The sequence below is a fragment of the Chryseobacterium sp. MEBOG07 genome, from assembly GCF_021869745.1.
In the GTDB taxonomy this organism is placed as follows: Bacteria; Bacteroidota; Bacteroidia; order Flavobacteriales; family Weeksellaceae; genus Chryseobacterium; species Chryseobacterium viscerum.
Window position 1 is genome coordinate 2,839,911 of the sequence record NZ_CP084579.1, and the last position, 23,612, is coordinate 2,863,522.

At 37.0% G+C, this 23,612-nt stretch carries 23 protein-coding genes; 5 read left to right on the plus strand and 18 right to left on the minus strand.

The genetic code is table 11. The annotated features are described in order from the left end of the window. Positions 1-237: 237 nt before the first annotated feature. Together LF886_RS13105 and LF886_RS13110 are read right to left on the minus strand one after the other, a co-directional pair. Complete coding sequence (locus tag LF886_RS13105; protein ID WP_236849986.1) at positions 238-600, minus strand: hypothetical protein; 363 nt, start codon at positions 598-600, stop codon at positions 238-240. 65 nt (positions 601-665) lie between these two features. Further along, positions 666-1,568, minus strand: a complete 903-nt coding sequence (locus tag LF886_RS13110) for a LysR family transcriptional regulator (protein ID WP_236849987.1) — start codon at positions 1,566-1,568, stop codon at positions 666-668. An 82-nt stretch (positions 1,569-1,650) separates the two neighbouring features. Between LF886_RS13110 and LF886_RS13115 the strand changes: the two genes are divergently transcribed. Further along, complete coding sequence (locus LF886_RS13115; RefSeq protein WP_236849988.1) at positions 1,651-2,244, plus strand: LysE family transporter; 594 nt, start codon at positions 1,651-1,653, stop codon at positions 2,242-2,244. A gap of 21 nt (positions 2,245-2,265) precedes the next feature. Here the strand turns inward: LF886_RS13115 and LF886_RS13120 are convergent, their stop codons facing one another. The 5 genes from LF886_RS13120 to LF886_RS13140 all read right to left on the minus strand — a co-directional run bounded on the left by LF886_RS13120 (position 2,266) and on the right by LF886_RS13140 (position 6,873). Then, positions 2,266-2,835 (minus strand): Crp/Fnr family transcriptional regulator, encoded by a 570-nt coding sequence (locus LF886_RS13120; RefSeq protein WP_152288726.1) that lies wholly within the window; start codon positions 2,833-2,835, stop codon positions 2,266-2,268. Positions 2,836-2,889: 54 nt separating this feature from the next. Then, the gene (locus LF886_RS13125; RefSeq protein WP_236849989.1) at positions 2,890-3,639 is read right to left on the minus strand and encodes a siderophore-interacting protein; all 750 of its coding nucleotides are present in this window, start codon (positions 3,637-3,639) and stop codon (positions 2,890-2,892) included. Position 3,640: 1 nt separating this feature from the next. Next, positions 3,641-4,816, minus strand: coding sequence for an MFS transporter (locus LF886_RS13130; RefSeq protein WP_236849990.1), 1,176 nt, complete (start codon positions 4,814-4,816; stop codon positions 3,641-3,643). An 85-nt stretch (positions 4,817-4,901) separates the two neighbouring features. Continuing rightward, complete coding sequence (locus LF886_RS13135) at positions 4,902-5,510, minus strand: hypothetical protein (RefSeq protein WP_236849991.1); 609 nt, start codon at positions 5,508-5,510, stop codon at positions 4,902-4,904. A 580-nt stretch (positions 5,511-6,090) separates the two neighbouring features. Beyond that, positions 6,091-6,873 carry a helix-turn-helix domain-containing protein gene (locus LF886_RS13140; protein WP_236849992.1) on the minus strand — a complete coding sequence of 261 codons (783 nt, stop codon included), beginning with the start codon at positions 6,871-6,873 and terminating at the stop codon, positions 6,091-6,093. Positions 6,874-6,944: 71 nt separating this feature from the next. Between LF886_RS13140 and LF886_RS13145 the strand changes: the two genes are divergently transcribed. Then, on the plus strand, positions 6,945-8,150 hold the full coding sequence (locus tag LF886_RS13145; RefSeq protein ID WP_236849993.1) for a CynX/NimT family MFS transporter: 1,206 nt from the start codon (positions 6,945-6,947) through the stop codon (positions 8,148-8,150). A gap of 60 nt (positions 8,151-8,210) precedes the next feature. On the opposite strand, the gene LF886_RS13150 is transcribed toward LF886_RS13145, so the two are convergent. Both LF886_RS13150 and LF886_RS13155 read right to left on the minus strand, forming a co-directional pair. Continuing rightward, positions 8,211-9,323 (minus strand): serine hydrolase domain-containing protein, encoded by a 1,113-nt coding sequence (locus tag LF886_RS13150; RefSeq protein WP_236849994.1) that lies wholly within the window; start codon positions 9,321-9,323, stop codon positions 8,211-8,213. 81 nt (positions 9,324-9,404) lie between these two features. Continuing rightward, positions 9,405-10,172 (minus strand): MBL fold metallo-hydrolase, encoded by a 768-nt coding sequence (locus LF886_RS13155; protein WP_236849995.1) that lies wholly within the window; start codon positions 10,170-10,172, stop codon positions 9,405-9,407. Positions 10,173-10,264: 92 nt separating this feature from the next. Here LF886_RS13155 and LF886_RS13160 point away from each other — a divergent pair, with 92 nt between their 5' ends. Further along, positions 10,265-10,579, plus strand: coding sequence for a winged helix-turn-helix transcriptional regulator (locus tag LF886_RS13160; RefSeq protein WP_124531466.1), 315 nt, complete (start codon positions 10,265-10,267; stop codon positions 10,577-10,579). A 78-nt stretch (positions 10,580-10,657) separates the two neighbouring features. Beyond that, complete coding sequence (locus tag LF886_RS13165; protein WP_236849996.1) at positions 10,658-11,212, plus strand: hypothetical protein; 555 nt, start codon at positions 10,658-10,660, stop codon at positions 11,210-11,212. 105 nt (positions 11,213-11,317) lie between these two features. On the opposite strand, the gene bioA is transcribed toward LF886_RS13165, so the two are convergent. The 5 genes from bioA to LF886_RS13190 form a co-directional block, all read right to left on the minus strand. Continuing rightward, positions 11,318-12,610, minus strand: coding sequence for an adenosylmethionine--8-amino-7-oxononanoate transaminase (bioA, locus tag LF886_RS13170; RefSeq protein ID WP_236849997.1), 1,293 nt, complete (start codon positions 12,608-12,610; stop codon positions 11,318-11,320). 379 nt (positions 12,611-12,989) lie between these two features. Next, positions 12,990-13,973 carry a biotin synthase BioB gene (bioB, locus tag LF886_RS13175; RefSeq protein ID WP_236849998.1) on the minus strand — a complete coding sequence of 328 codons (984 nt, stop codon included), beginning with the start codon at positions 13,971-13,973 and terminating at the stop codon, positions 12,990-12,992. Between the two features lie 2 nt (positions 13,974-13,975). Further along, entirely contained in the window at positions 13,976-14,587 is a 612-nt protein-coding gene (gene bioD / locus LF886_RS13180) for a dethiobiotin synthase (RefSeq protein ID WP_236849999.1), read from the minus strand. A gap of 41 nt (positions 14,588-14,628) precedes the next feature. Further along, entirely contained in the window at positions 14,629-15,738 is a 1,110-nt protein-coding gene (locus tag LF886_RS13185) for an aminotransferase class I/II-fold pyridoxal phosphate-dependent enzyme (RefSeq protein ID WP_236850000.1), read from the minus strand. Further along, entirely contained in the window at positions 15,731-16,354 is a 624-nt protein-coding gene (locus tag LF886_RS13190) for a hypothetical protein (protein WP_236850001.1), read from the minus strand. The genes LF886_RS13185 and LF886_RS13190 overlap by 8 nt, the downstream gene beginning before the upstream one ends. A gap of 66 nt (positions 16,355-16,420) precedes the next feature. On the opposite strand from LF886_RS13190, the gene LF886_RS13195 reads away from it, so the two are divergent. Beyond that, positions 16,421-17,911 carry a PLP-dependent aminotransferase family protein gene (locus LF886_RS13195; protein ID WP_236850002.1) on the plus strand — a complete coding sequence of 497 codons (1,491 nt, stop codon included), beginning with the start codon at positions 16,421-16,423 and terminating at the stop codon, positions 17,909-17,911. Positions 17,912-18,351: 440 nt separating this feature from the next. On the opposite strand, the gene LF886_RS13200 is transcribed toward LF886_RS13195, so the two are convergent. The 4 genes from LF886_RS13200 to LF886_RS13215 are packed head-to-tail and all read right to left on the minus strand — an operon-like array spanning position 18,352 to position 23,611. Beyond that, on the minus strand, positions 18,352-19,539 hold the full coding sequence (locus LF886_RS13200) for a PepSY-associated TM helix domain-containing protein (protein WP_236850003.1): 1,188 nt from the start codon (positions 19,537-19,539) through the stop codon (positions 18,352-18,354). A 2-nt stretch (positions 19,540-19,541) separates the two neighbouring features. After that, positions 19,542-21,986 carry a TonB-dependent receptor gene (locus LF886_RS13205; protein WP_236850004.1) on the minus strand — a complete coding sequence of 815 codons (2,445 nt, stop codon included), beginning with the start codon at positions 21,984-21,986 and terminating at the stop codon, positions 19,542-19,544. Further along, positions 21,973-23,361: an AMP-binding protein gene (locus LF886_RS13210; protein WP_236850005.1), complete on the minus strand. Its 1,389-nt coding sequence runs from the start codon at positions 23,359-23,361 to the stop codon at positions 21,973-21,975. The genes LF886_RS13205 and LF886_RS13210 overlap by 14 nt, the downstream gene beginning before the upstream one ends. A 4-nt stretch (positions 23,362-23,365) precedes the next feature. Continuing rightward, positions 23,366-23,611: an acyl carrier protein gene (locus tag LF886_RS13215; RefSeq protein WP_103232497.1), complete on the minus strand. Its 246-nt coding sequence runs from the start codon at positions 23,609-23,611 to the stop codon at positions 23,366-23,368. Position 23,612 lies beyond the last annotated feature (1 nt).

A 23,612-nucleotide genomic window follows, 5' to 3' on the forward strand; every position in this document is an offset into this window, starting at 1 on the left:
TGGATGGCTTGAAGAAGTATCATAAAACCACTTTGTCAGATCATTGATTTGCTCCCCTTCATTCTCAGTCTTTAAATTCTGATATTTGGAGACAAAGTTTAAATGTTCAAGACAAAGCTTTGTAACTTCCTTAGAGTTTACGCACAGTTATAATACATTACGAATTAATGGATATGTAACAAGAATTGACTACTTTAAGTAAAAAACGTAAAGTATTAATTTTCAATTTAAAGTCAGTTAAGAAAGCCGTGGAGGCTGGAAAATTTGGGAAAGGTAATGGTTGGAAAAGTCTTTTTCCTTATAAATACTGTTTTTCTTTGAAACAGTAATTTCTTTAGGTTTTTTTATTTCAAATGTAAGTTCCGGAAGCTGGGCATGTACTGTCAATACAATCGGAGGATTGATAAAGGGTAGTTTTTGATCAGTATCCCAGTCAGAGTCTTGTTTATGGTTATCATAGTGCTCCATTACAAATTCTGAAAGACTTCCGTGATATTCCATATAATGTTCTACAAACATAGGTACCTTCAGTACTTCCCCCGCATTGGTGGTAGCCAGCACATACATCATCGAGCATAATATGGATAACCATTTTAACATTAATGCAAATATAAGGTTTAAATTTTTTCTGAAAAGGATCCAGTATTAATTTTCTTTTAATTTCTCTAGCTTACATCAGCCTTACAAGCTATTCGCTGATGAAGAATTTTTAAAAATAACTCCATAGCAGGACTGATCCATTTATTGGAATGGTGAGCTGTAATCATCGTAATGGTACGCTGAAATGCTTTGATCTTAATTTCTGTAATTTCTCCTCTTTTCAGTTCTTCTTCCACCACAAAATGCGGAAGACAGGCGATCCCAAGATTATTCATTATACTTTTTTTGATGGCTTCTATACTCCAGAGTTCGATACTTTGTCCGGTTCTGATGTTCTTTTTCTCAAGATAGTCTTCAAAGTATTGCTGATAGACTCCATTCGGATCATTATTGATAATAGAACATGTCTTTACCTGATCTTTTCTGTCAAAATTTTTTTCCCGTTCTAAAAATGCCGGCGATGCCATGACTCCTACTGTGAAAGAAGAAAGTTCTGTTACCTTGATTTGATCATCATATCCATGTACCTGATAGTGAATCCCCAGATCAATATCATTCCGGATAATCTCTTTCTGGACTTCGTAGCAGTTTCTCACTTTTAATTTAAGTTTTACATCAGGAGCCGTTTCCACAAATTCCTTAAGCACAGGCTGAAGAATATAAGTTAACAAACTGTCAGAAACTGAAATGGTAAGATTTCCTTCTATTTTTCTGTCTTTTGAATTCAATTGTTTGATCTGTTCTATTTCTTCTTCTATTTTTTTGATGTGAGGAATCAACTTCAGAGATTGTTCTGTAGGGAGCATTCTCCTTCCTATCTTTTCAAATAACGGAAATTTCACTTCATTTTCAAGCTGTTGAATCTGGTAACTTATAGCAGATAAAGAATAATTAAGTTCTTTGGCTGCATCCTGAAAATTTCCTTTTTCCACTATCGTTTTGAAGCTTCTGAGCTGATGAATATCCATACTTTAAATTTTTCGAAGTAAAAGTATAAATAATTCCGATTGTCTGAAGTATATACACTCGTTAATTTTGTCAAAAAAAAATATGTGGTTTTCATTTTTTATTTACAGCGTTTTGACAGCTCTTCTTCCTGGTCCTAATAATATTCTGGCGCTTAACAGCAGTATGAAATCAGGTTATAAAAATAGTAAAACATTGCTTTTTGGAATTTATTCAGGATTTACAGCAGTAATGATTCTCGCTGCCTTTTTCACGGAATTTATATTGAATTCCTATAGCTTTCTTCTCGATTACCTGAAATATCTGGGAGCTGTTTATCTGCTCTATCTGGCATGGTCTGTGATGTCTGGGAAACCTTCAGAATTACATGTTGAAAAAGAGGAATCTGTTTCTAAAGCAGCGACAGATTTCTGGAAAGGATTTTTCTTACAGTTCGTGAATGTAAAGATCATTATTTATGGTATAACGGCATTCAGTAGTTTTATTTTCCCACAATTCCAGGAGCTTTGGATCATTCTTGTTTTTGCTATTTTCCTTTCCTTTATTGGGAATTCTGCAACATGGATTTGGGCAATTGCCGGAGAAAAACTTCATTTGTTTCTCAATAAACATTACAAAATAATCAATATGGTAATGGGTATTTTATTGTTATATTGTGCTGTGAGCTTGTTCCTGTAATTTTGTAGAATGATCTGTTATTTAAAGTCTGGATTTCAGCCTGCTTAGTGTTTCCTGAGAGATATTGAGGTAGGAAGCCACCATTTTATTAGAAAGCCTTCTTACCACAACAGGATTTTCATCCAGTAGCTGACGGTATTTTTCAAGGGCATCCTGAACAAGAAAAGACATCAGTCTTTTCGTATTGTTAACATATGCGGTTTCCAGATAGATCCTGTAAAACTTTTCCCATTGCGGAATAATATCCAGAAGATGGTAGAAATTTGTATGGGTAATATAATATACTTCTGAATCCTCCACGGCCTGAATAAATTCCTCAGAGGGTTCAGAAGTAATAAAACTGGTGAGTGCTGTTGCAAACTGGTTTTCAAATGCAAAATATCGTGTGGAGTCCTGCCCTTCTTCATTGATGAAAAATATGCGCAGACAGCCATTTACTACAAAAAATGTCCGCTGGCTTTTTTGTCCGTTGGCAAGAAGCATTTCATTCTTTTTTAATGGAATAGCTCTGAAATAGGAAAGAATAGTTTCCAATTCATCATCCGTTACTGATATTCTATTCTTGATATATGAAGCTAAAAGTTCCTGCATGTAAGCAAAAATAGTGATAAATGGCTTTGCTTACTACTTTTATTCTATAACAATCTATCTATTTTCTGCTTGTCCGGCTTTCCAGTATGAGCCAATATATAAACCATGAGGATCCCATTCTAAGGTTGTTTTGAAGTAAGTTCTAAGCTCATGCACTGTACTGTATTCTGCAGCGATATAAACATATTCTTTTAATATTCCGGGAGGAAATGGAACAGATTTTACTGCTTCTGCAAGCTGGCCTCCCATTTCAGGATGAGGATTATGAAGCCAATCAACCGAAATATCTGCTGCAGAGCACAGAATAAGTTCATCTTCCTTGCCTGCTACCTCCAATACTATCTTTGCTGACACATAAGGCGGAAACTGTTCTGCAATAGCACAAATAACAGGTAACGCTGTTGCATCACCTGCCAGCAGATAGAAATCAGCATCAGGAACTAAGGGTTTTGCACTTTCTTTCATTCCTATTTCCAATACATCACCAGTATTGGCTTTTAATGCCCAGGCAGAAGCAGGACCGTTATCACCATGGGCTACAAAATCTATAGTCAGTTCTCGTTTTTCAAGATCGATTTTCCTGTTGGTATAGGTTCTTATTAACGGATCACTTCCTTCTTCAGTCGGGATAAAGATTTTATTATTAGACCCGGATTTCACATGGGCTAACAGCTCAGATTGGTTTTCATCAATATGAAATATAACCCGGATAAGATGGGGTGTAAGCTTATTTTTATTTTTAACAGTAAATACTGAACGTATTTTTTTAGTTTCCTTTACAGAAGTTATTATAGAATTTTCCATTTTATTTCTTATTACATAGTAAAACAATCATTGAGATAACGCAGCCTATTCCTCCGAACAGATATGCCGATTGATAATCAAACCAGCCGGCAATCAATCCTGCTAACGGTCCGGCCACACATAATGAAAGATCAACAAAAGCGACATAAGCGCCCAATGCAGTTCCTCTCATCTGTGGTTTCACTTTTTGAATTGCGAGAACTCCCAAAGCAGGAAAAATCAATGAAAACCCAACACCCGTCAACCCACATCCGATGATAGCCAGTGTTTTGGAAGCAGCGGTCCAGATTAATACCTGTCCTGCAGCTTCAATGAGTAAAGAGATCAATGCAATCTTAAAACCTCCGTATTTATCAGGAAAAGAAGCAAAGAAAATTCGGGTCAGGACATAGCATGCTCCAAAGATGATAAAGGCAAGTGAAGCATCACCCCAATTTTTTTCAGAGAAGAATAAAGCAATAAAAGAGGCAATACATCCAAAAGCCATTGATGAAAAGGCAAGACTCAGCCCTTGTCCGGATACTGCTCCGATTACTTTATAAAAAGGAGTTCTTACGTGATCTTTATCTACAGGAATAGAAGGGAGTTTTGCCGTAGAAATCCAGCTTACAAGCGGAAGTAAGGCAATAAGGATAAAGGCAGGCAGAATATGGTATTCTTTACTTATCCAGATGCTGATGGGCGCCCCGATGGCAATCCCGGCATACATCGCAATCCCGTTCCAGGTCATTACTTTCCCGGAATTGGAATGTCCTACGAGACCTATTCCCCATGTTAAAGCTCCGGTAACCAGAAAACTTTCCCCAACACCATGAATAATTCTCGCTACGAGCAGCAATACCAGCGCCAGCAATGGATGAGTCTGAAATAATACAGCCAAAACATATATAATTCCGGCAATAACGGCTAGTACCACGCCGGACATCTTACTTTTCTTAGCTCCTTTTGTATCTGTGATTTTCCCGGAATAAGCCCGGGTCAAAAGTGTTGACAGTGATTGCAGACCAATGACAAGTCCTACAATAATATTGTCAAATCCTAAGCTATTCTGAACAAACCTGGGAAGTACTCCCAAGGCAATTCCTATAGTAAGATAAACTCCAAATACCGAAATGATAATCGGAGTGATCGCCTGATAAAAATGAATGGTCTGACCTTTTGTTAATGTTGTACTCATAAATTTTGTTTAAAATATTCGGGTGCAAATGTCCCTGTACAACACATATAAAACTTTGATCTAGATCAAAAAAGGAATATCATGTTTAGTCAATATCCAAAAGACCGTCAGTGAGCTGCTTCCATTGAATTTTTGAAATACCCGTCATTCCTCCGACTGCAATGGCAAGATTTCTCATCGTATCAAGAAATTGCGCATTGAAATTCGGGGTTTCATTTCGCCCGTAGATCGCTGCTTTCAAATGAGCAGGATTTCGGGAGATCATAAAGGTAGAACTTGCTCCAGAGCTATAAAAATGAGCAATATGACTGCTTTTTCTATTTTCCGGATTGATGGATGGGCTGCATATCATGGATATGCTTTCAGAAAAACTATCCTCATAGAAACACATATCTGTAATTTCTACCCAATCATAGCCTTTGGCTTCGGTTTCTCCAGGTCCTGGAATATCGATCCTGATAAAATCTCCTTTTTGAGGTTCACGATCTACCGGATCGCCATTTAAATCATAAAGCTTAAATGCTGCAAATGCCTCTCCGCAATAACTTTTCCATTTATTGATTGAGAAAAATCTTTCTTTCAACATCTCAAACTTCAATGGAATCATATCCTGCTTAAATAGTTTTCTGCTTTCAGTATCATGAAAGCCTCCAAATTTTTGTGTAGGAACTCCCTTGAATGTCTTTGGACTCATTTAATATAGTTTTTGAACAAATTACTACAAAAACCGTACTGAACTTTATGAGTAGGCTCACAAAAAAGTTAAACACTCGTTTATATTAGAGTTTAAAAAGGGGCTGTATTCACTATAATTCACCATTTGGAATTCCTTATTATATTGGAAAAAACAGCACACAATTCATCAGAGCGCGAATTATCTTCGATAGGATATGTTTTTGCTTAGCTAATTCCAGAATCCTAAAGAAAAATAAAATCATTTAGAGAATAATTATTTTTACTTAAAATAAATAATATTTAAAAAAATGACCTTATAGTGTTTTGCATAACACAATTTTTGCTTATATTTGTGAATCGAAATAATTTTTTTTCATCATTTGTGTTTTTTTAAGGTCTCCATCCGTGGAGACCTTTTTGTTTTCAATGATCTCATAATTGAATATTAGCTATTGAAGTGGAAAATCTTACAAAATGGGAAATATTCTTTTTTTTAATTCGATCAATTGCTTTTATACAAAGGAATACTTACTATTTTAATAGGTTGATAATTCCCTTTTTTAGCATTTTTCAACGTGCTCTGTAAGCGCTTTAAACGGCTATTGAATCGTTTTAATAAAATCTGTAGGTCTGAACTGCATGACCGACAAAAAACTTCTGGTATAAGCCTGCACACTCTTGTACCCTACTTCATAGGCTGTTTCGGAAATTGTTAAGCTTCCTGAACTCAAAAACTCCAGACTTTTGATGATACGAAGCATCTGCTGGTATTTACTTAAAGTAAGACCCGTTTCTTTTTTGAAGATTCGCTCCAACGTACGGAAAGATAAAAGGACTGCGTCACTGAGATCTTCCATTTTAATTTCTTTATGGTAATGATTGTGAAGATGCTCAATCACTTTGGTAAGGCGTTTATCTTTTGGAAGACTGACATGAATTGTCAGTGAATGCTCTACAAACCGTGGAAGTTCATTAAACAAGGCTTTCAAAAATATATTTTCATCATGGTCTGCCGTCATCAATTTGGACCATTTTTCTGCATATTTTATCATTTCCTTTAAAACCGAAGGCACAGAAAATACATTGATCTCATGATAAAAAGGATTTTCTGTACTGATATCGGCAAACATAATCATCAGTTTTATCTTTTCAGAATGGGAATTGGTTTTATGAACAGCATTGGGAGGAATCCACACCGCATGATTTTGTGGTAGAAGATAAATTTTATCATCAATGGTAATATACTGGAAACCGCTTTCAACATAGACCAGTTGACCTTTTTGATGGTGATGGAGAACATTATCATGAACCCAGTTTTCTTCAAACCATACAAAGTAAGGCTTCTTTAGGTCGTCTATTTTTATGCTGTCATTAGTATTCATGTCGTTTTGGGTTAAAACTTTGGCAAAATTAAACAAAATTACTATACTAATTTTGCACAAAAGTTTTTATTATGATGAAGAATGAAGTAAAAAAGAACGCTTCGTATGTTTTATTAATTATAAATGTTCTGATAGTTATATTAATTTCCAGCAATCTTCGTTCACCGATCGTAGCGGTTGCTCCTGTACTTGGAGACATAAGAGATGCATTGAAACTGGATAATTTCCAGGTGAGCCTGCTTACCTCTATTCCACTGTTTATGTTTGCGACCTGTTCTGTACTGGTGAGTAAATTTTCAAATAAGTTTGGAATCAGTAAACTTTTGATGTATTCCTTGATTATTTTAAGTTTCGGATTGTTTCTGCGAATTAGCGGGTCTCTTTGGCTGCTATTTTTAGGCTCTATATTCATTGGCTTGGGAATATGCATCGGAAATGTAGTCACTCCGGGATATGTTAAAAATAATTTCCCGAAACAGATTGGCCTTATGACAGGGATTTTTGCTGTATCAATGAATCTTACTGCAGCTTTGGCTTCCGGTTTCAGTGTAAAAATCGGAGAATGGACAGGATTTGGATGGAAAGGTTCTTTGGGAATCTGGCTGGTGATTGCAGCATTGGGTTTCCTTGTTTTAATGGTGGAATTTATATTCAACAAAAGAAATCCGAATCAGCCTAAGACAGCACTGAGCACGTCTGATTTTAATATGTTTAAATCTGCCCAGGCATGGAATATCAGTATTTTTATGGGACTGCAGTCTTTATTTTATTATTGTCTGGTAGCCTGGCTTCCTTCATTTCTTTCAGATTTTCATATGCAGGGTGAAAGCTCCGGCTGGGTGTTTTTTGTGATTCAGATTACGATGATTCCTGTGACCTTCTGCTGCCCTATTATTGCCAGCAAAATGAAAGATCAGAGGCTGATGATTCTTTTTATATGTACTCTGATGTTCGGAAGCACCATGATGTTTGTATTCCTGAAATCCCAATGGATCTATTTGAATGCTGTTATTATAGGGATCTCCAACGGATTGTCTTTCAGTCTGTCTATCTTATTCTTTTCTACAAGGACGAAAAGCAGTATCAATGCAGTTAAAATCTCCGGAATGGCGCAGTCTGTGGGATATCTGATTGCCGCATTTGGGCCTCCGTTATTTGGAAAACTTCATGATTGGGATATCTCATGGAACAGTTCGTTCTATTTATTAAGCTGTGCTGTGTTTCTGATGCTGTATTTTGGATTGAAAGCCGCAAGAAACAAGTGTGTAGAAGACTAAAACGTATCGTTCCGAAAAAAATAAAGGATAGAGCAATTGTTCTATCCTTTTTATTTTGTATTATTTCTTTTTCAATGCTTTTAATTTCGATGCCAGTAAACTGTTCAGTTCCACGGCTACACTTCTTTTTCCTGCTTCTACAGATGCTGAGGAAATACTTGCATTAATCTCAGGAATATAAAGGGCATCAGTGCCCAATCCGCCTCCATGATTGTAAGCAGTCATCCCCCCGCTTTTAATTTTCCTGATTCCCAGACAGTAGTTGATTTCCAGATTGGGTGGAACATCGGTATACATCAGCTGTAAGACTTTTGGATCTTTGATTATTTTTCCATTAAATAATGCCTGGAAAAACGTTGCCATATCTTTCACATTGGACGCTATTCCGCCTCCGCCATAGAGATCCCATGATGGATTAAGATCCTTTATTTCCCAATCAAACTGCTTCCAGTACTGATTAACCAATGGAAGTGATTTCTTTGGCTGTTTTTCAAGCTGAATAAACCATGTATGATCAAGCCCCAGTTTTTTATAATCTAAAAGACTTCGCAAAGCCTGATAGAAAGGTTTTCCGGTTTTCTGTTCAATGATTTCAGAAATCAGGACGAAATTGATATCAGCATATCTGAAAACGGTTCCGGGTTCTCCTAATTTTTTTTCCTTTCCGGCTAGTGCAATTTGCTCATCTCTCGTCCAGTTGTGAGTTTTGTGACTGCTTATAAAACTGAAATAGTTTTCCGTCACATAATCATTAATCCCAGCAGTATGCGATAAAAGATGACGTACATTGATCTTATCCAGATCATACCCCGCATCGGAAAGAACTTTAGCTGTTTTTGAGCTTAAGAGACTTTTCACAGGATCATCAATACTTAACTTACCATTTTCAACCAATCTGAGAACGGCTGCTGCCATAAAAGGTTTTGTGGTGCTGGCGATCAGAAGAGGCTGAGCAGGATTAATAGATGCATTGCTTTTGTTTCCATTGTGTCCGGCCGCATAGCTCCATGAAATATGCTGGTCCGGAGATTCTACATCTACAATCAGTCCGAGCATTTCAGGATGGGCATTGTAAGTGGAATCCACTATTTTTTTAAACATAGCTTCTGTATTTTGAGCAAATGCAGAACTGCTTATAGTCAGAGAAACGGTAAGAGAAAGTAATAAACGCATAAGAATTGATAAGCAGCAAAAGTATTAAATCTCCCTGTAATAAAGAGTACGGAGAGATTTAATATTTCTATCACTCTGAGTTTAAAAATGAAGATCAACTTCTTCTCCGTCATCCAGAATAAAACACCTTTTCTCTAATCCATTTTCAAGGATCTTTTCCTTGATATATTTCCGGTCTTCTCTGCAATGGCTTACGGCTTCCAGATGCGTCACCCAAACAGTGGATTTTGGAGCGTATTCACAGACTTTGATAATGCCTTCGCTGGTCATAATTATAGGATCTCCCACGGAAAAAGTGGCTGCTCCTCCTGCAACAATGATGTGTTGTGGCTGATGTTGTGCAATTTCTTGAGCAATTTCGTCATACCAAATGGTGTCTCCTGCGATATAGACTGATTCATTTTGTGTTTTAAAAACAAAACCATTTACGATTCCCATTTTTTCTCCGATTTCTCCGGTTCCGTGTTGTCCTTTGGTGGTAGATATCTCAATGTTTCTCCATTGAAGTTGATCATTTACTGCTATAATATTTGTAAATCCCTGTCCTGCAATGTGGTCTGAAATGACATCTGAACAGATAATCGGAATATTTTTGTCAAGCAGTTTGATAGCCCTCGTATCCCAATGATCAGGATGAAGATGGGTTACAGCAACAGCATCTACTTTTTCCAGTTTTTGACTTAATTCTTCTTTATCAAAAGGTAGATCTACCAGCGGATTCAGTAATCCGCTGTCTGTCATAGGGATTTTTCCCATAGAACCTTTTTCTCCGAGCATAGGGTCTACGAGGATAGAAACCCCATTAATATTCAATAGCAATGTTGCATTGCGCCATAATTGTAATTTCATTTTGCCTAAGTTTGTACCACAAAACTATTGCCCAACCAGAGTAAAACAATCGAAGGTTACCAAAAGGTTAACCATATATATTCAATTGACTTATGAATTTTGAAGAATTTAAAAACTGTGGATTAAGACGAAGCCTGAATATCCTTTCGGGTAAATGGAAACCATTGATCCTTCATAACCTTTTTGAAGAAGATCAGGTACGTTTTGTAGAACTGTGGCGGAATATGCCCAGAGTTTCAAAGAAAGTCCTTGCAGAGCAATTGAAACAACTGGAAGAAGATCTTATTATCGAACGGATTGAGGTCTATAATTTCCCTCCGGAAGTGTATTATAAATTAACGGAGAAAGGGCAAAGATTGGGGCCTATTCTTTCTGAACTTCATTCATGGGGCAATGAACTTGGGTAAAATTTTTATTTAATTTTTATATATTGTGGAAATTACAGTGTAATTTTAATAGTCTAAAAACTAATAACAATCCTACAAATGAAAAGAATCATTATTTTGATTTCCTGTGTATTGAGTACATGGGCCACTGCACAGATAGCACCACCTCCGACTATTCAAAGGTCTAATACGACATCACGTGGACTTACAATCAATTCAAGAAAGGGGACATTAATTGAGAAAAAAATCACCAATCTAGGCAAGTTTAAAACCCTGAATATTCAGAAAATTGTAACGAAAGATATCTCGGACAGTTCATCAGAATCTCTTCTGGGAATCATGTATGAATATGAAACGTTTGACGAAATATTCAAAAAGACACTCACCGTTGATAAAAATGAATTGGGAAAACTGATTCAGGCTCTTCAGACTGTAGAACAGAGAGAAAACGAAAAAGCGACTCAAGAAACCAAGTATAAATTTGTTACAATGAGCAATATAGAATTTGGAAGTATTTATCGTGAAAAACTTTCATCATGGGTTAATTATATAAAAATTCCCTCCCATTATTTGAATCAGAATTTACTGGAATTCAATAAGGATGAATTGAAAGAATTAATTGGTGTTTTGAAAAAGGCAGAACAGGAACTTTAAAGATATCTGAGTATTAATCATCTGAACATAAAAACCTTATAGGTTTTAGAAACCTATAAGGTACATTTAAAAAAATTAAAAATAATTATTACCAGAAGGGACCGTTTACTCTTTAAACTGATCCAAAACTTCCATAATATTCTGATATACAAAGTCTAATTCTTCAGATGTAATACAATATGGCGGAACCAGATAGATTACATTTCCCAACGGCCTCATAATAATCCCTCTCTGGAGGAATTCATTGTAAAGCTTCTTCCCTATTTCATTAAAATAAGAAGTACTATTCCCGGTTTTAAAATCGAAAGCTAAAATAGTTCCGATCTGACGAACCTTTTCTACATGAGGATGAAAAGCAAGTGCTTTCACAAACTCTGAATGCTGATGAGTGATGCGGTTGATATTCATTTGAGTTTCGGTTGTAAGTAGTAGTTCCATACTCGCAAGAGCCGCTGTACAGGCTAAAGGATTAGCTGTAAACGAATGCCCGTGAAATAGGGTTTTATAACGGTCATCTGAAAGAAAAGCATTGTAGATTTCATTGGAGCAGGTGGTAATTCCCATTGGCATAGTTCCTCCTGTAAGTCCTTTTGAAAAACACATAATGTCCGGTTTCTCCGTAAGATAGTCTGCTGCGAAAAGCTTACCTGTTCTTCCAAATCCTGTAAAAACTTCATCCTGAATCATAAGAACGCCTTCTTCCCTGCAGAATTTCATCAGCTGGCTAAGATCTTCGGCTTTGTACATCAACATTCCGGCAGCACCCTGAACTAAAGGCTCATAGATAAAACAAGCGACTTCATCAGCATGTTCTTTAATCTGTGACTGAAGGCTATCCAGATTTTCGGAATTGGGGGTATCAATAAAAACAACTTCAAACAGCATGCTTTCAAAAGGTCTTGTCCAGAAGCTTTTTCCACTTACAGACATGGCTCCGAAGGTATCTCCGTGATAAGCATTTTTAAAAGCTAAAATCTTCGTTTTCTTTTTATCCTGATTGTATGCATATTGAATACACATTTTTAAAGCAACTTCTACTGCTGTAGAGCCATTATCAGAGTAAAAAACTTTTTCCTGACCTGCCGGAAGAAGCTTCAGTAAATTTTCTGAGAGCTTTACAGCGGGTTCATGTGTAAATCCTGCAAAAATAACCTGTTCCAGTGTATTCAACTGTTCAAAAACACGTTGTGCAATATAAGGATGTGAATGCCCATGCAATGTTACCCACCATGAAGAAACCACATCCAGGTATTTTTTCCCTTCATTATCATAGAGGTAAATTCCTTTTCCCTTTACAATAGGAATAATATCGTCAGCTGTTTTCATCTGAGTATAGGGATGCCAGTTGACTGCTTTATCTCTCTTTTGCAGACTGAGTTGTTCTGTTATTGTATTCATATATTGATGTAAAAAGTAATAATGAGTGATGAAATTGGATCTAACAATAATTGAGTTGAATATATTATGTTGAATAAGGCGCAAGAAAATCAAAGTTTTTCAGCAAGGAATACGTTATAATTTTCTCGCAGATTATGCAGATTTTTTCATAATCATCTTCTTAATTTGCATAATCTGCGAGAGACTAAAATTTACAATACCCAATTTTATCGGAGATAAAATCCTTGCGCCTTAAAATATTACTTACTAAAAAAGCTTTTGCGCCTTTGCCTTTTCCAACTTGTAGAGCAGTTTATAAAAATTCAAAAACAAATTTTATAACAAATGCCATAATACCAGTAATCCTGCTCATCACTCATAATTTATCATTTATAATTTTCTAACAGCATGTTTCTTTTTTCATCATAGGCTTTAATCCTAAAGTCTGCAGCATCTGCATATCTTCAGAAACCCCCGGATTAGGAGTTACCAATAAGGTTTCTCTTTCTCCTGTGAAAATAGAATTAGCTCCAGCCATAAAGCACCAAGCCTGCTCTGTTTCTGACATTTCTATACGTCCGGCACTTAATCTTACCATGGAAGAAGGCATTACGATTCGTGCTGTAGCGATCATTCTTACCATTTCCCAGGCATCTACTTTTTCATTATCTTCTAATGGAGTTCCTGCTACTCTGGCTAGTGCATTGATAGGAACAGATTCCGGATGTCTTGGCATCGTTGCCAACGTCAGAAGCATTGAAATTCTATCTCTATGCGTTTCACCCAGTCCGATAATTCCTCCGGAACATACTGTGATCCCTGCATTTCTTACATTGTTGATGGTATTGATTCTGTTATCAAATGTTCTGGTAGAAATGATCTCTTCATAATACTGTTCCGAAGTATCAAGATTATGGTTATAGGCATATAACCCTGCTTCCTGCAGCCTTACAGCCTGTTCTTCCGTAAGCATTCCTAAAGTACAGCACACTTCAAGCCCAAGTTCGTTTACTCCTTTTACCATATCAATTACCCTGTCAAAATCACGGTTGTTACGAACTTCACGCCATGCTGCAGCCATACAGAATCTTGAAGATCCTGAATCTTTTGCTTTTTGAGCGTGGGCAATCACTGTTTCTGTAGGCAGCAAAGCCTGTACTTTAATATTGGTGTGATAACGGGCTGCCTGTCCGCAGTAGGAACAATCTTCCGGGCAACCACCGGTTTTGATGGACAATAATGTAGAAATCTGTACTTCAGAAGGATCATGCCATTCACGGTGTACAGTGGCAGCTTTATAGATCAGTTCCATTAGAGGAAGGTTATAAATTTCTTCAATTTCCTCTTTGGTCCAGTTGTTTCTCAATGTTGTTTTTATATCCATTATCATAATTTTGTTATTGTTAATTGCTTTGCAGAATGTTGTATAGATTCCTTATCCGTAGTGTTGATTTCGGGAATCTTTATAATTTTTGTTTCTTTTTCTATAAAACTGCAGATCACTCTTTCTGTATCTTCGGGAAAATCTCCGTTAAGGATTAAATATTCCAGTTGCAGGTCTCTTTGTTGTAGAGCCATAATTGAGAGTAAGCTATGATTGATGCAGCCTAGATAATTTCTGACTACCAGTGCTGTTGGAAGATTTAATTCTTCAATCAGATCTATCATAAAAGTAGTATCAGAAATTGGCACCATAAGTCCTCCGGCTCCTTCTACAATTAATGGATTGTCAGTTTGGGGTAATTGAAAATCATCCAGATCTATTGTGATGTTTTCTTCCCTTGCAGACTGGTGTGGTGATGCTGCCAACTGTAAACGGTAAGCTTCCGGATGGCAGGTGGTATGATCAGTCCATGCTTCAATTTTATGGCTGTCTGTATGATGTAAGTCGCCGGATTGTATGGGCTTCCAATATTCTGCTTTAAAATGTTGAACCAAAATAGCCGAACAAACTGTTTTTCCTATTTCGGTTCCTATTCCTGTTATAAATAATTTCATGGGTCGGGATTTGTGTTCCGGGGTTCGAAAATTTCTTTGTTTTAAACAAATTCTTTAATAATTCCTGTCAGTCTTACAATTTCCTCTTCAGTATTAAAGCTGTGAAGACATATCCTCAATCGTTCGCCTCCTTCTTTTACCGTGGGACTGTATATCGCGTAGGTTAAAAACCCTTCCTCAGATAAAGTGTCTTGTAACTTTTTAAGTCTTTGGTTATCTGGGATTACAATCGCTTGAATCGGGCTTGTTTCTGACGATGGAGATTGTAGATTTCGGCTTCTGAAAACTCTAATATTGTCCTGAAGTTTTTTGGACAATTCCTCATGCTGATCCAAGAATTCATATCCTGTTTTTATACCCATCCACTGAAAATCCTGTGCAGAAGTGGTATAAATAAAAGGGCTTGCAAAATTGATCAGATAAGATTGTATTGTTTCATTGCAGAGAACTGCTGCTCCATGGGCTCCAAGAGCTTTTCCATAGGTCACTACTACCGCTGATACATGGTTCTGTAATTGATATTTTTCAACCAATCCATAGCCAAAAACACCAAAAGCATGGGCTTCATCAACAATCAGATACGCTTTATATGTATCGGCAAGCACAGCTATTTCCTGAATGGGAGCAAAATCTCCCTCCATGGAGTACAAACTTTCTATTCCGATATAACAATGTCCTTTTTGTCTCTTTAAAATATTTTCAAGATCCTCGAGGTCATTGTGCTTAAATTTTAGCTTTTTAGCATTGGATAACCGACACGCATCGTGTACAGACCGATGAATCTGCTCGTCTACAATCACCACATCATGACGACTGGGAAGCGTGGAAAACAAGGCCAGATTAGCATTATATCCCGATGGAAAAAGCAATGCCGATTCAAACTGATGTTTTTGAGCAATACCATTTTCTACCGAAGTCACAACGCTGCTGTTTCCACTGATCAAACGGGAACCCGTACTTCCTGAAAGCAGCAGAGGGTTATCTGTAACCTTTTGCAACAGGATATTTTGAAGTTCATTATTTCTGGCAAGACCGAGATAATCATTGGAATAAAAATCAATTCCTTCCCGCAGGGGTTTTAAACTTCTTATTATTCCGTCCTCTTTTCTTTTGTCAAGAGACTCCTGAAAACGAAAGACATTGTTAAGCATAATTCAACTGAGCTACTTCCTGCGTTATAGCATTGATCCATTGTTCATGCAATTCTTTTTCAATGGTCAGAATATGATCTGCATGTTGTCTCCAGTCTTGAGAAAACTCATTGAGCTGGTTGATCATTTCTTCCAGATGTCCTTCTTCTTCAAGAATAATAGATTTTACCATGATTTTAGAAGACGTTTCCGTAAGAACCTGCTGGTAAACCGGATAAAGTTCATCAGCACGAACCTCAATAGCGTAGGTTACAAAAAGGTAAGCCGCATATCTGAGATCTTCTTTGTTGAGTTGAAATGCCTCTTGAAGATAACGACAGGATTTAATATCCAGTGAATGGAGATACTGTCGCGTAGCAATAGAAGCCAGAAGCTCTGAACTTTCATAGGTTTTGCATAATTCAGGGTCTATTTTTCCAATCTGTTTTTTTAGATAATAAGCATGGCGGTGTTCTTCGGCAGCATGTTTCAGCTGGATCTGAGAAACCAATATTGGATGTTCACATTTTGATATTTTTCTTGCACCGGCATTTTCCATAAAAGAAAGGGTATTCAGCCATTTAGCATGGGTGCTTCCTTCCTGTACAATTTTTTTTAACAGATGATGAAATTCCATAGATTTTTATTTTGATGTCAAAAGTAGTATATTGCCGGATGGTTGTATGGTGCCAGTTTTTATATTATGGATAGTCCGGTTAAGATTCCTTATGAAAGTTTTATAAAAATAGATAGAAAATCAGAGACTTCTATCTATTTACAAATTGCGAATCAGTTGATCAATGCGATTCAGAGAGGAGTTTTGCCTTTCGGAACGAAGCTTCCCGGAACCAGAACTTTTAGTGAAATGCTGGAAATCCATAGAAATACAGCCGTTGCTGTATATGATGAGCTATCGGCTCAAGGCTGGACAGAAAGTTTCCCCAATAAAGGAACTTTTGTGATTGGGAAAGATCAGGAAAAACCTGTAAAAGTGAACGATTTTGAGCAGAATAACCTTCAAAACTATCCAATAACGACCGGTTTCTCATTCAAAACATCCAATATTCTAGATAATCCTTTTGAACATTCAGACTGTGAATATGTCTTTAATGATGGGGTGCCGGATATTCGTTTAACCCAAATCGGACAGCATTCCCGGTTTTACAGTTCTATTCTGAAGCGTAAATCCAATCAGAAAGCTTTAGGACATTATAACCATGACGGGAGTGAATTTTTTAAAGAACATTTGTCTGAATATCTGAATCTTTCCCGTGGACTTCCTATTTCCAAAAATAATCTGCTCATCACCCGAAGCACGGAAATGAGTATCTATATTGTTTCCGAAATTCTTCTTTCTGCAGGAGATACCGTATTAGTAGGCGCTCTGAGCTATTTCTCCGTCAATATGATCTTTATGAAAGCAGGAGTTGACATTGTTTCTATTCCCATTGATGAGGAAGGAATTATCGTAGAAAGTGTACGGGAAGCCTGCAAAAAGCAGAAAATACGAATGCTTTATCTCACTCCGCATCACCACTATCCTACTACCGTAGCGCTGAGTGCCCAGAGGAGATTTGAATTACTGGAACTGGCCAATGAATACGGATTTATTATTCTGGAAGACGATTATGATTATGAATTTCATTATGACAAAAGTCCTATTCTTCCCCTCGCTAGTGCCGATACGAATGGAATGGTAATCTATATCGGTTCTTTTGGAAAGTCTTTGGCACCAGGATTCAGGACCGGATTTATTGTTGCCCCTGAAAATCTGATGATAGAAATGCGGAAGTACCTGGGTATTATTGACCGTCAGGGTGATATTCTGATGGAAAGAGCCCTTGGAGATATGATTGCTGAAGGGGAAATTAACCGTTATCTGAAGAAATCTTTAAAAGTGTATCAGGAAAGACGGGATCATTTTGCTTTGTTGCTAGAAGAAAATCTGGGTGACCTCATCACCTTTCAAAAGCCATCCGGCGGACTTGCCATCTGGCTGGAATGGAATATTCCGATCAATCTTATGCAGCTGAGCCGAAATTGTATGAAGGATAATCTTTTCATTCCTAAAACCTTGTTGTATCAAAATAAAGGGCTTACGGCAATTCGATTGGGGTTTGGAGATTTGAATGTTGAAGAGATGAATAAAGGAATTGAAGTCTTTTCAAAAAATGTGAAGGGATTGGTTGGGTGATTGAATCTCTCGCAGATTTAGGGGGATTCTGCAGATTTTTTAATAGATATTTATAAAATTTGTGAAAAATTATATCATATTGCTTGCTGAAAATCTCTGATTTTCTTGCGCCAAAAAAAGTATAGAGATTAAAAAAATTGCGCCTTTGCGATTTCCAAAAAAACTTCAGCAAAAAGAGATTACATTAGTTTTAGAACGCAAAGGCGCAAATATGATGAAAAATAAGTTTTCATAAGGTGCAAGGATTTTATCTGCGATAAAATTGATACTGGATATTCTTACCTTTGGACTGTAAAAGTAAAGAGGCTGTCTTAAAAGTCAAATATTTGACTTTTGTCATTCTGACGAAGGAAGAATCTCATTGATAATCCAGTTTATGAGATTCTTCACTCCATTTCATTTCATTCAGAATGGCACTTTTGAGATAGCCTCTTCCTTTATTAATGATGAGAAGGAAAAACGACTTTGTTTTTCTTGTGCTTTGGTTTCTTCTTTTTCTTGTTGAGATAGATAATAAAACCGGTAATTGGGAGCGATGCTGCAATGATAGCAGCCAGAAAATAAATAATTCTGGTGGTGAGTCCCAGGATACTTCCTGTGTGGAGATCATAATTTCTATCTCTTAATGCGGTTCCATATCTGATATTTTTGTTTTTATAAGATCGAGATTTTAAAACATCTCCTGAATATTGATCAAAATTAAATTGTTCATTACGGTATTGTCTGCCGTCATACGTCAGTTCAGCGTAATAAGTTCCTTCTTCCGACCTTGGAAAATTGACAAGTGCAGATTTCTTATTTATCAGTCCTTTTTCCATTCTATTTCCAATTAAATCGAGAATATTTCCGCGGTTTGAAAATTCTTCGGAAGGGATTGTACTTTTGGCTTTCTTTTCTGTCGGAGTATTGCCATTCAGTGTATTCTTTACCCATTTATCTACATCTTCAAAGCTCCATATCAATGCGGAATAAGAGATTAGAAGTAAAGGAATCACGGCGTAGAATCCTAACACATTATGAGCATCATAGTTGATTCTTTTCCAATTGGCAGATGTTTTAATGAAAAACATTCCTTTCAGCATGGCTTTACTCATTTTACGGGGATACCATATCACAAGCCCCGATAAAAGGATAACAGCAAATATCAATGTGGAATATCCTGTAATGGTTTTTCCTATTTTCTCACCAAGCAAAAGTCTTCTGTGAAGATCCAGAACAATTTCAAAAAAATCTTGTTTTGCATTTTCTACTTCCTGTATTTTTCCGGTATAAGGGTCTACATAAACCCGGTAATAATAAAGATAGGTTCCCCAATAGGTCCACGCTTCATCATCCATCTTCAGCGTTCGGAATACATACGTTTTTGATGGATCAGAAGACATTATGACTCTCTTCATCTTCAATCCTTCAGGTAAAGCCTGTTCTGCTTTTCCGGTAAGCTCGGATAGTGAAAGCTTTTTTCTGCCGATATTTTCAACGAAATATCTGTTGGGATGAACAATATGTTTTAATTCTTCTTCAAAAGCCAGGATACATCCTGTAGCTGCCATAATAACAACTATAAGCCCGGACGTTAGTCCGAGCCATAGGTGTAATTGATATGCAATTTTTCTAAATTTTAATTTCATCCTTAGAACTTAAAGCTAACCTCAGCAACAAAATTACGAGGCATCTGAGCAACTACAACTCCCTGCCCTGCAAAATATTGTACATTACCCAGATTATTCATTTTAAATCCTAATCTGTATCTTTCTTTTTCAAGGGAAATGGAAGCATTCACTAAAGTATAGGCAGGGAATTCAAACTGTCCCGTTTTCACTTTATTTCCGGTAATCTGTTTTCCTACACGGTTTACTCCGAAACCTATTCCAAGTCCTTGAAGTCCTCTAATAGGAAGAATATAGCTGATCCATGAATTGAATACATTCGCAGGACCTGCAGATTCCGGACGGCGCCCTTCTACATCAGCATCTGCTTTTTCATATCTACTGTGATTGTAAGCATATCCGGCCATAATATTCAATCCCTGAACAGGATTCATGATGGTCTCGATTTCAATACCTTTACTTCTCTGTGTTCCGTCCTGAACTACAATATTATATTCTTTTCCGTCACGGATCACCCCACTTCCTCTCTGAATATTGTCCACTAAAATATCATAGTAGCTCACCGTGAAATTAACTTTGTTTCTCCAAAGATTTCCTTTGACCCCTACTTCCCACTGATTGGCCATTTGAGGCTTCATCTCTCCACTATAGTCTGGCAACTGCTGCGAAACAGGTGCTGTATAACTGAAACCATTCATATAGTTCCCATAAGCAGATAACTGATCTTTAAGGATCTGGTATACGATTCCTACTTTTGGAGACCATGCAGTCTGCTTGAAATCACCAACACGTTTGTTATCACTCATATTAAGTTGCCCTTTACTTTCATAATGATCCATACGTAAGCTTATAAGGGTGATCAAACGATCGGTAATATAGGTTACGTTTGAAATATAGGCTCCATAAAGGTTCGCTGAAGAGGTATTTCTCACTAAATTGGCTGGAGAGGCTTGAATCTTTTTTAGTGCCAAATCTTTAGATATATTACCATATACGCCTGTCACTGGTAATACAACTGGTCCTGTAGGATTTTTACCATCAATGTAATCAAACACCACAATTGGAGAATGATTATTGTTAATAGACTGGTTTAAATAATCTACCCCAATAAGGACCTTATTTTTAACTTTTCCAATGTTGAATTCTCCATTAAAGTTCTGCTGAACACTTGTAGAAGAAGCTTCAGAATTTTGCCACTGTACATTACGTTCCAGTATGGCATCACTTGTATTTCCTCTGATAAACTGATACTGATATAATCCTTCTGTTTTTCTGAAGTTTCTTGAAAGCAACGTTTGTGAAGTCCATTTATCTGAAATCTTATAATTGGCCTCAGCTTTTACGTTGATAGATGGCGCTTTCAAAGTCATGTCATTGTTTGAATATGATCTTTTCCAGTCGAAGCCTAGCTCATCTGGGTTGTGAGCGAAATAAGCTCTTGTTCTTGGAAGGAAGATAATTGGGGTATTGGTTCCTTCATAGTTGTAGATCTGAGCTCTTAAGTTAAATTTTAGTCTCTCATTAACCTGATAGCTTATAGTAGGGGCCACAAAGAATGATTTTCTGAATTCAGAATCTCTGAATCCGTTTTGATACTGATACGCGGCATTTAAACGGAATAACATATTTCTGGATTCTGTAATCGGGCCGTAAACATCAGCGGTTACACGGTTCAGATTGTAGCTTCCCATAAGATAAGAAGCTTCTCCTCCGAAATAGTCTTTCGGTTTTTTGGTTACAGCATTAATTAAACCTCCGAAAGAAGTTACAGCACCTCCATACAATGTTCCTGAAGGACCTTTGATCACTTCCAGACGCTCAAGGTCAGCAGGATCTATTTCTCCGTTCGTTGTTGCAGGAATACCGTCTACCATAGATACTTTGGTAGGAAAACCTCTAAGGCTGTAATAGAAACTTCCGTCTCCTGAACCTCTTCCCGGACTTCCCTGCATCTTTACCATACCCGGAACATTTTTCAATACCTCCGAAATATCGTAAGTAAGCTGTTCTTTCATGATCTGCTGATTGATGCTGGTATAAGCCTGTGGATTTTCAAGAACTTTCAAAGGCATTTTAGCCACTGATGTACTGTCTTTATCCAAAAATTTATTTCTGCTCACTGCATATACTGTAATTCCCTCAATCACATTATTGTGTAACGGGGCATAGATAGCAGGAATTTCGTGGACATCTTTCTGAATGTGGATAGACTCCCTCATCAGTTCGATATCATTTAAAACCACCTGAAGGGTATATTCTCCAGGTGGCACATTTTCAAAGTAATATTCTCCTAAATTATTGGTTTTTGCCTGATAAGACGTGTTGACAAGTCTTAAAATAGCATTTTTTACTGGTGCCTGTTCAGTCAGCATGATCTTGCCATGAATTCTGTCACCCTGCTGTGCAGAAAGCGAGTTTGAAGATAAAGCAAGACCAAGAAGTAATATAAGGGTTTTAGATGTTTTCATGCTGTAAGTTTTGTAACAGGGGATAGTTTATTTTACCGTTTTGTGATAATGGGAATGATTCTATAAGTTCGGTGCGTACATATAGTGGGTTGATACGCAGTTTATTTTTAATGGTTTCGGTGATGATTTGAGGATCTACATCCTGATTGTCATACAGTACAACGATTTTCTTATCATTGGCATTCAGACATACAAACGTATTGCCTTGCATTTCATTTTTAAGAATAAATTCTACCTCATCCAGATTGAGACGTATTCCGAAAAGTTTCATAATACGTTTTATTCTTCCTGTGATATAATAAATTCCGTTTTCACCTTTTCTGGCAGTATCCCCGGTATGAAGTAGAGAAGGCTGTTCATAAGTGGCTAGATCTTCCAGCGTATTAGCATATCCTCCAAAAATACTGGAATGTGAAAAGAGAAGTTCATCCGTTTCAGGATGAATTTGGAAACTTCCATTATCTATGGGAGTTCCGATAGAAGTTTCTTCTTCCAGCAATCCTTCTGTAGGCAGATAAGCCATTCTTCCTCCTGCTTCTGTCTGACCATATTGAGCAAAGAATTCTTTTTTGAATTCATGACAGTAAGAGAAAATTGTTTTTCTTAACTCCGCATTGATCACGCCTCCGGTGTGGGTAAAATACCTCAGGCTTGGAGAATCTTTTCTGAAAAACCCTATTCTATTCAGATTTTCATAGAGAAAAGGAACTCCTCCCAGTGTACTGTAACCATATTCTTCTAATTCGTCCCAGAATGCTTTCTGCATAATGTCTTTATCTGTACAGACTATTCTTCTGGCGCGCATACAGTTGGTCGTGAAAATAGAGAATCCGTATACGAAGTTGATCGGAACGTTTAAAGGAACCACATCAGATTCCAGAACAGGCATATATTTAAGAATACTTAAAGCATTCTTATAAAGACCTTCATCCGATAGTTTGACAAGTTTGGGAACTCCCGTTGTCCCTGAAGTGCTCAGAAGAATCTTGATTTCAGGATGAATGGTAACTTCATTCTTATAATCATCCTTTGCAAAAATTCTGATACTTTCTGAGAATTCTTTTAAGCTATAACCCGGAATATCTTCTCTTTCTGGATCGAAGATATACTTAGGACGGTATTCTGCTTCGATACGTTCTTTGAACTCCGAATGCAGTTTCTGTCCCAATACCGCAATCGCGTGTGCTGTTCCATAAAAATTGAGGAGAACCTCAACACTGGGCAGCTGATTGTCATTGTACAAAAAAAGTAATCCTTTTTCTACAGGGTTTAAGCCTAAAGATCGGTACAGCGTTCCCACCGGTATTGTTTTACCGGTGGAAGCATCTGTAAACTCCAAGTTCTTATTGGCAATTACATTTTCTAAAATTTTCATATGCTTAGTTTTCTACGAGTACATCGTATTTTTTCATTTTTTCCCGAATTTTTCCGACAGTTCCCATCTCCAGAATATCGTTAAAATCAAATTTGATCTGATAAAACTGTTCAAGTGCTTCTACGATAAGAAGGTGGGACATAGAATCCCATTCCGGGATTTCCTGATACGTCAATTTTTCATCTACCAATTCTTTCTTTATAGCGATGGCAGAGGCGATAATTTCATAAAATTCTTCTGTAGTGTTCATT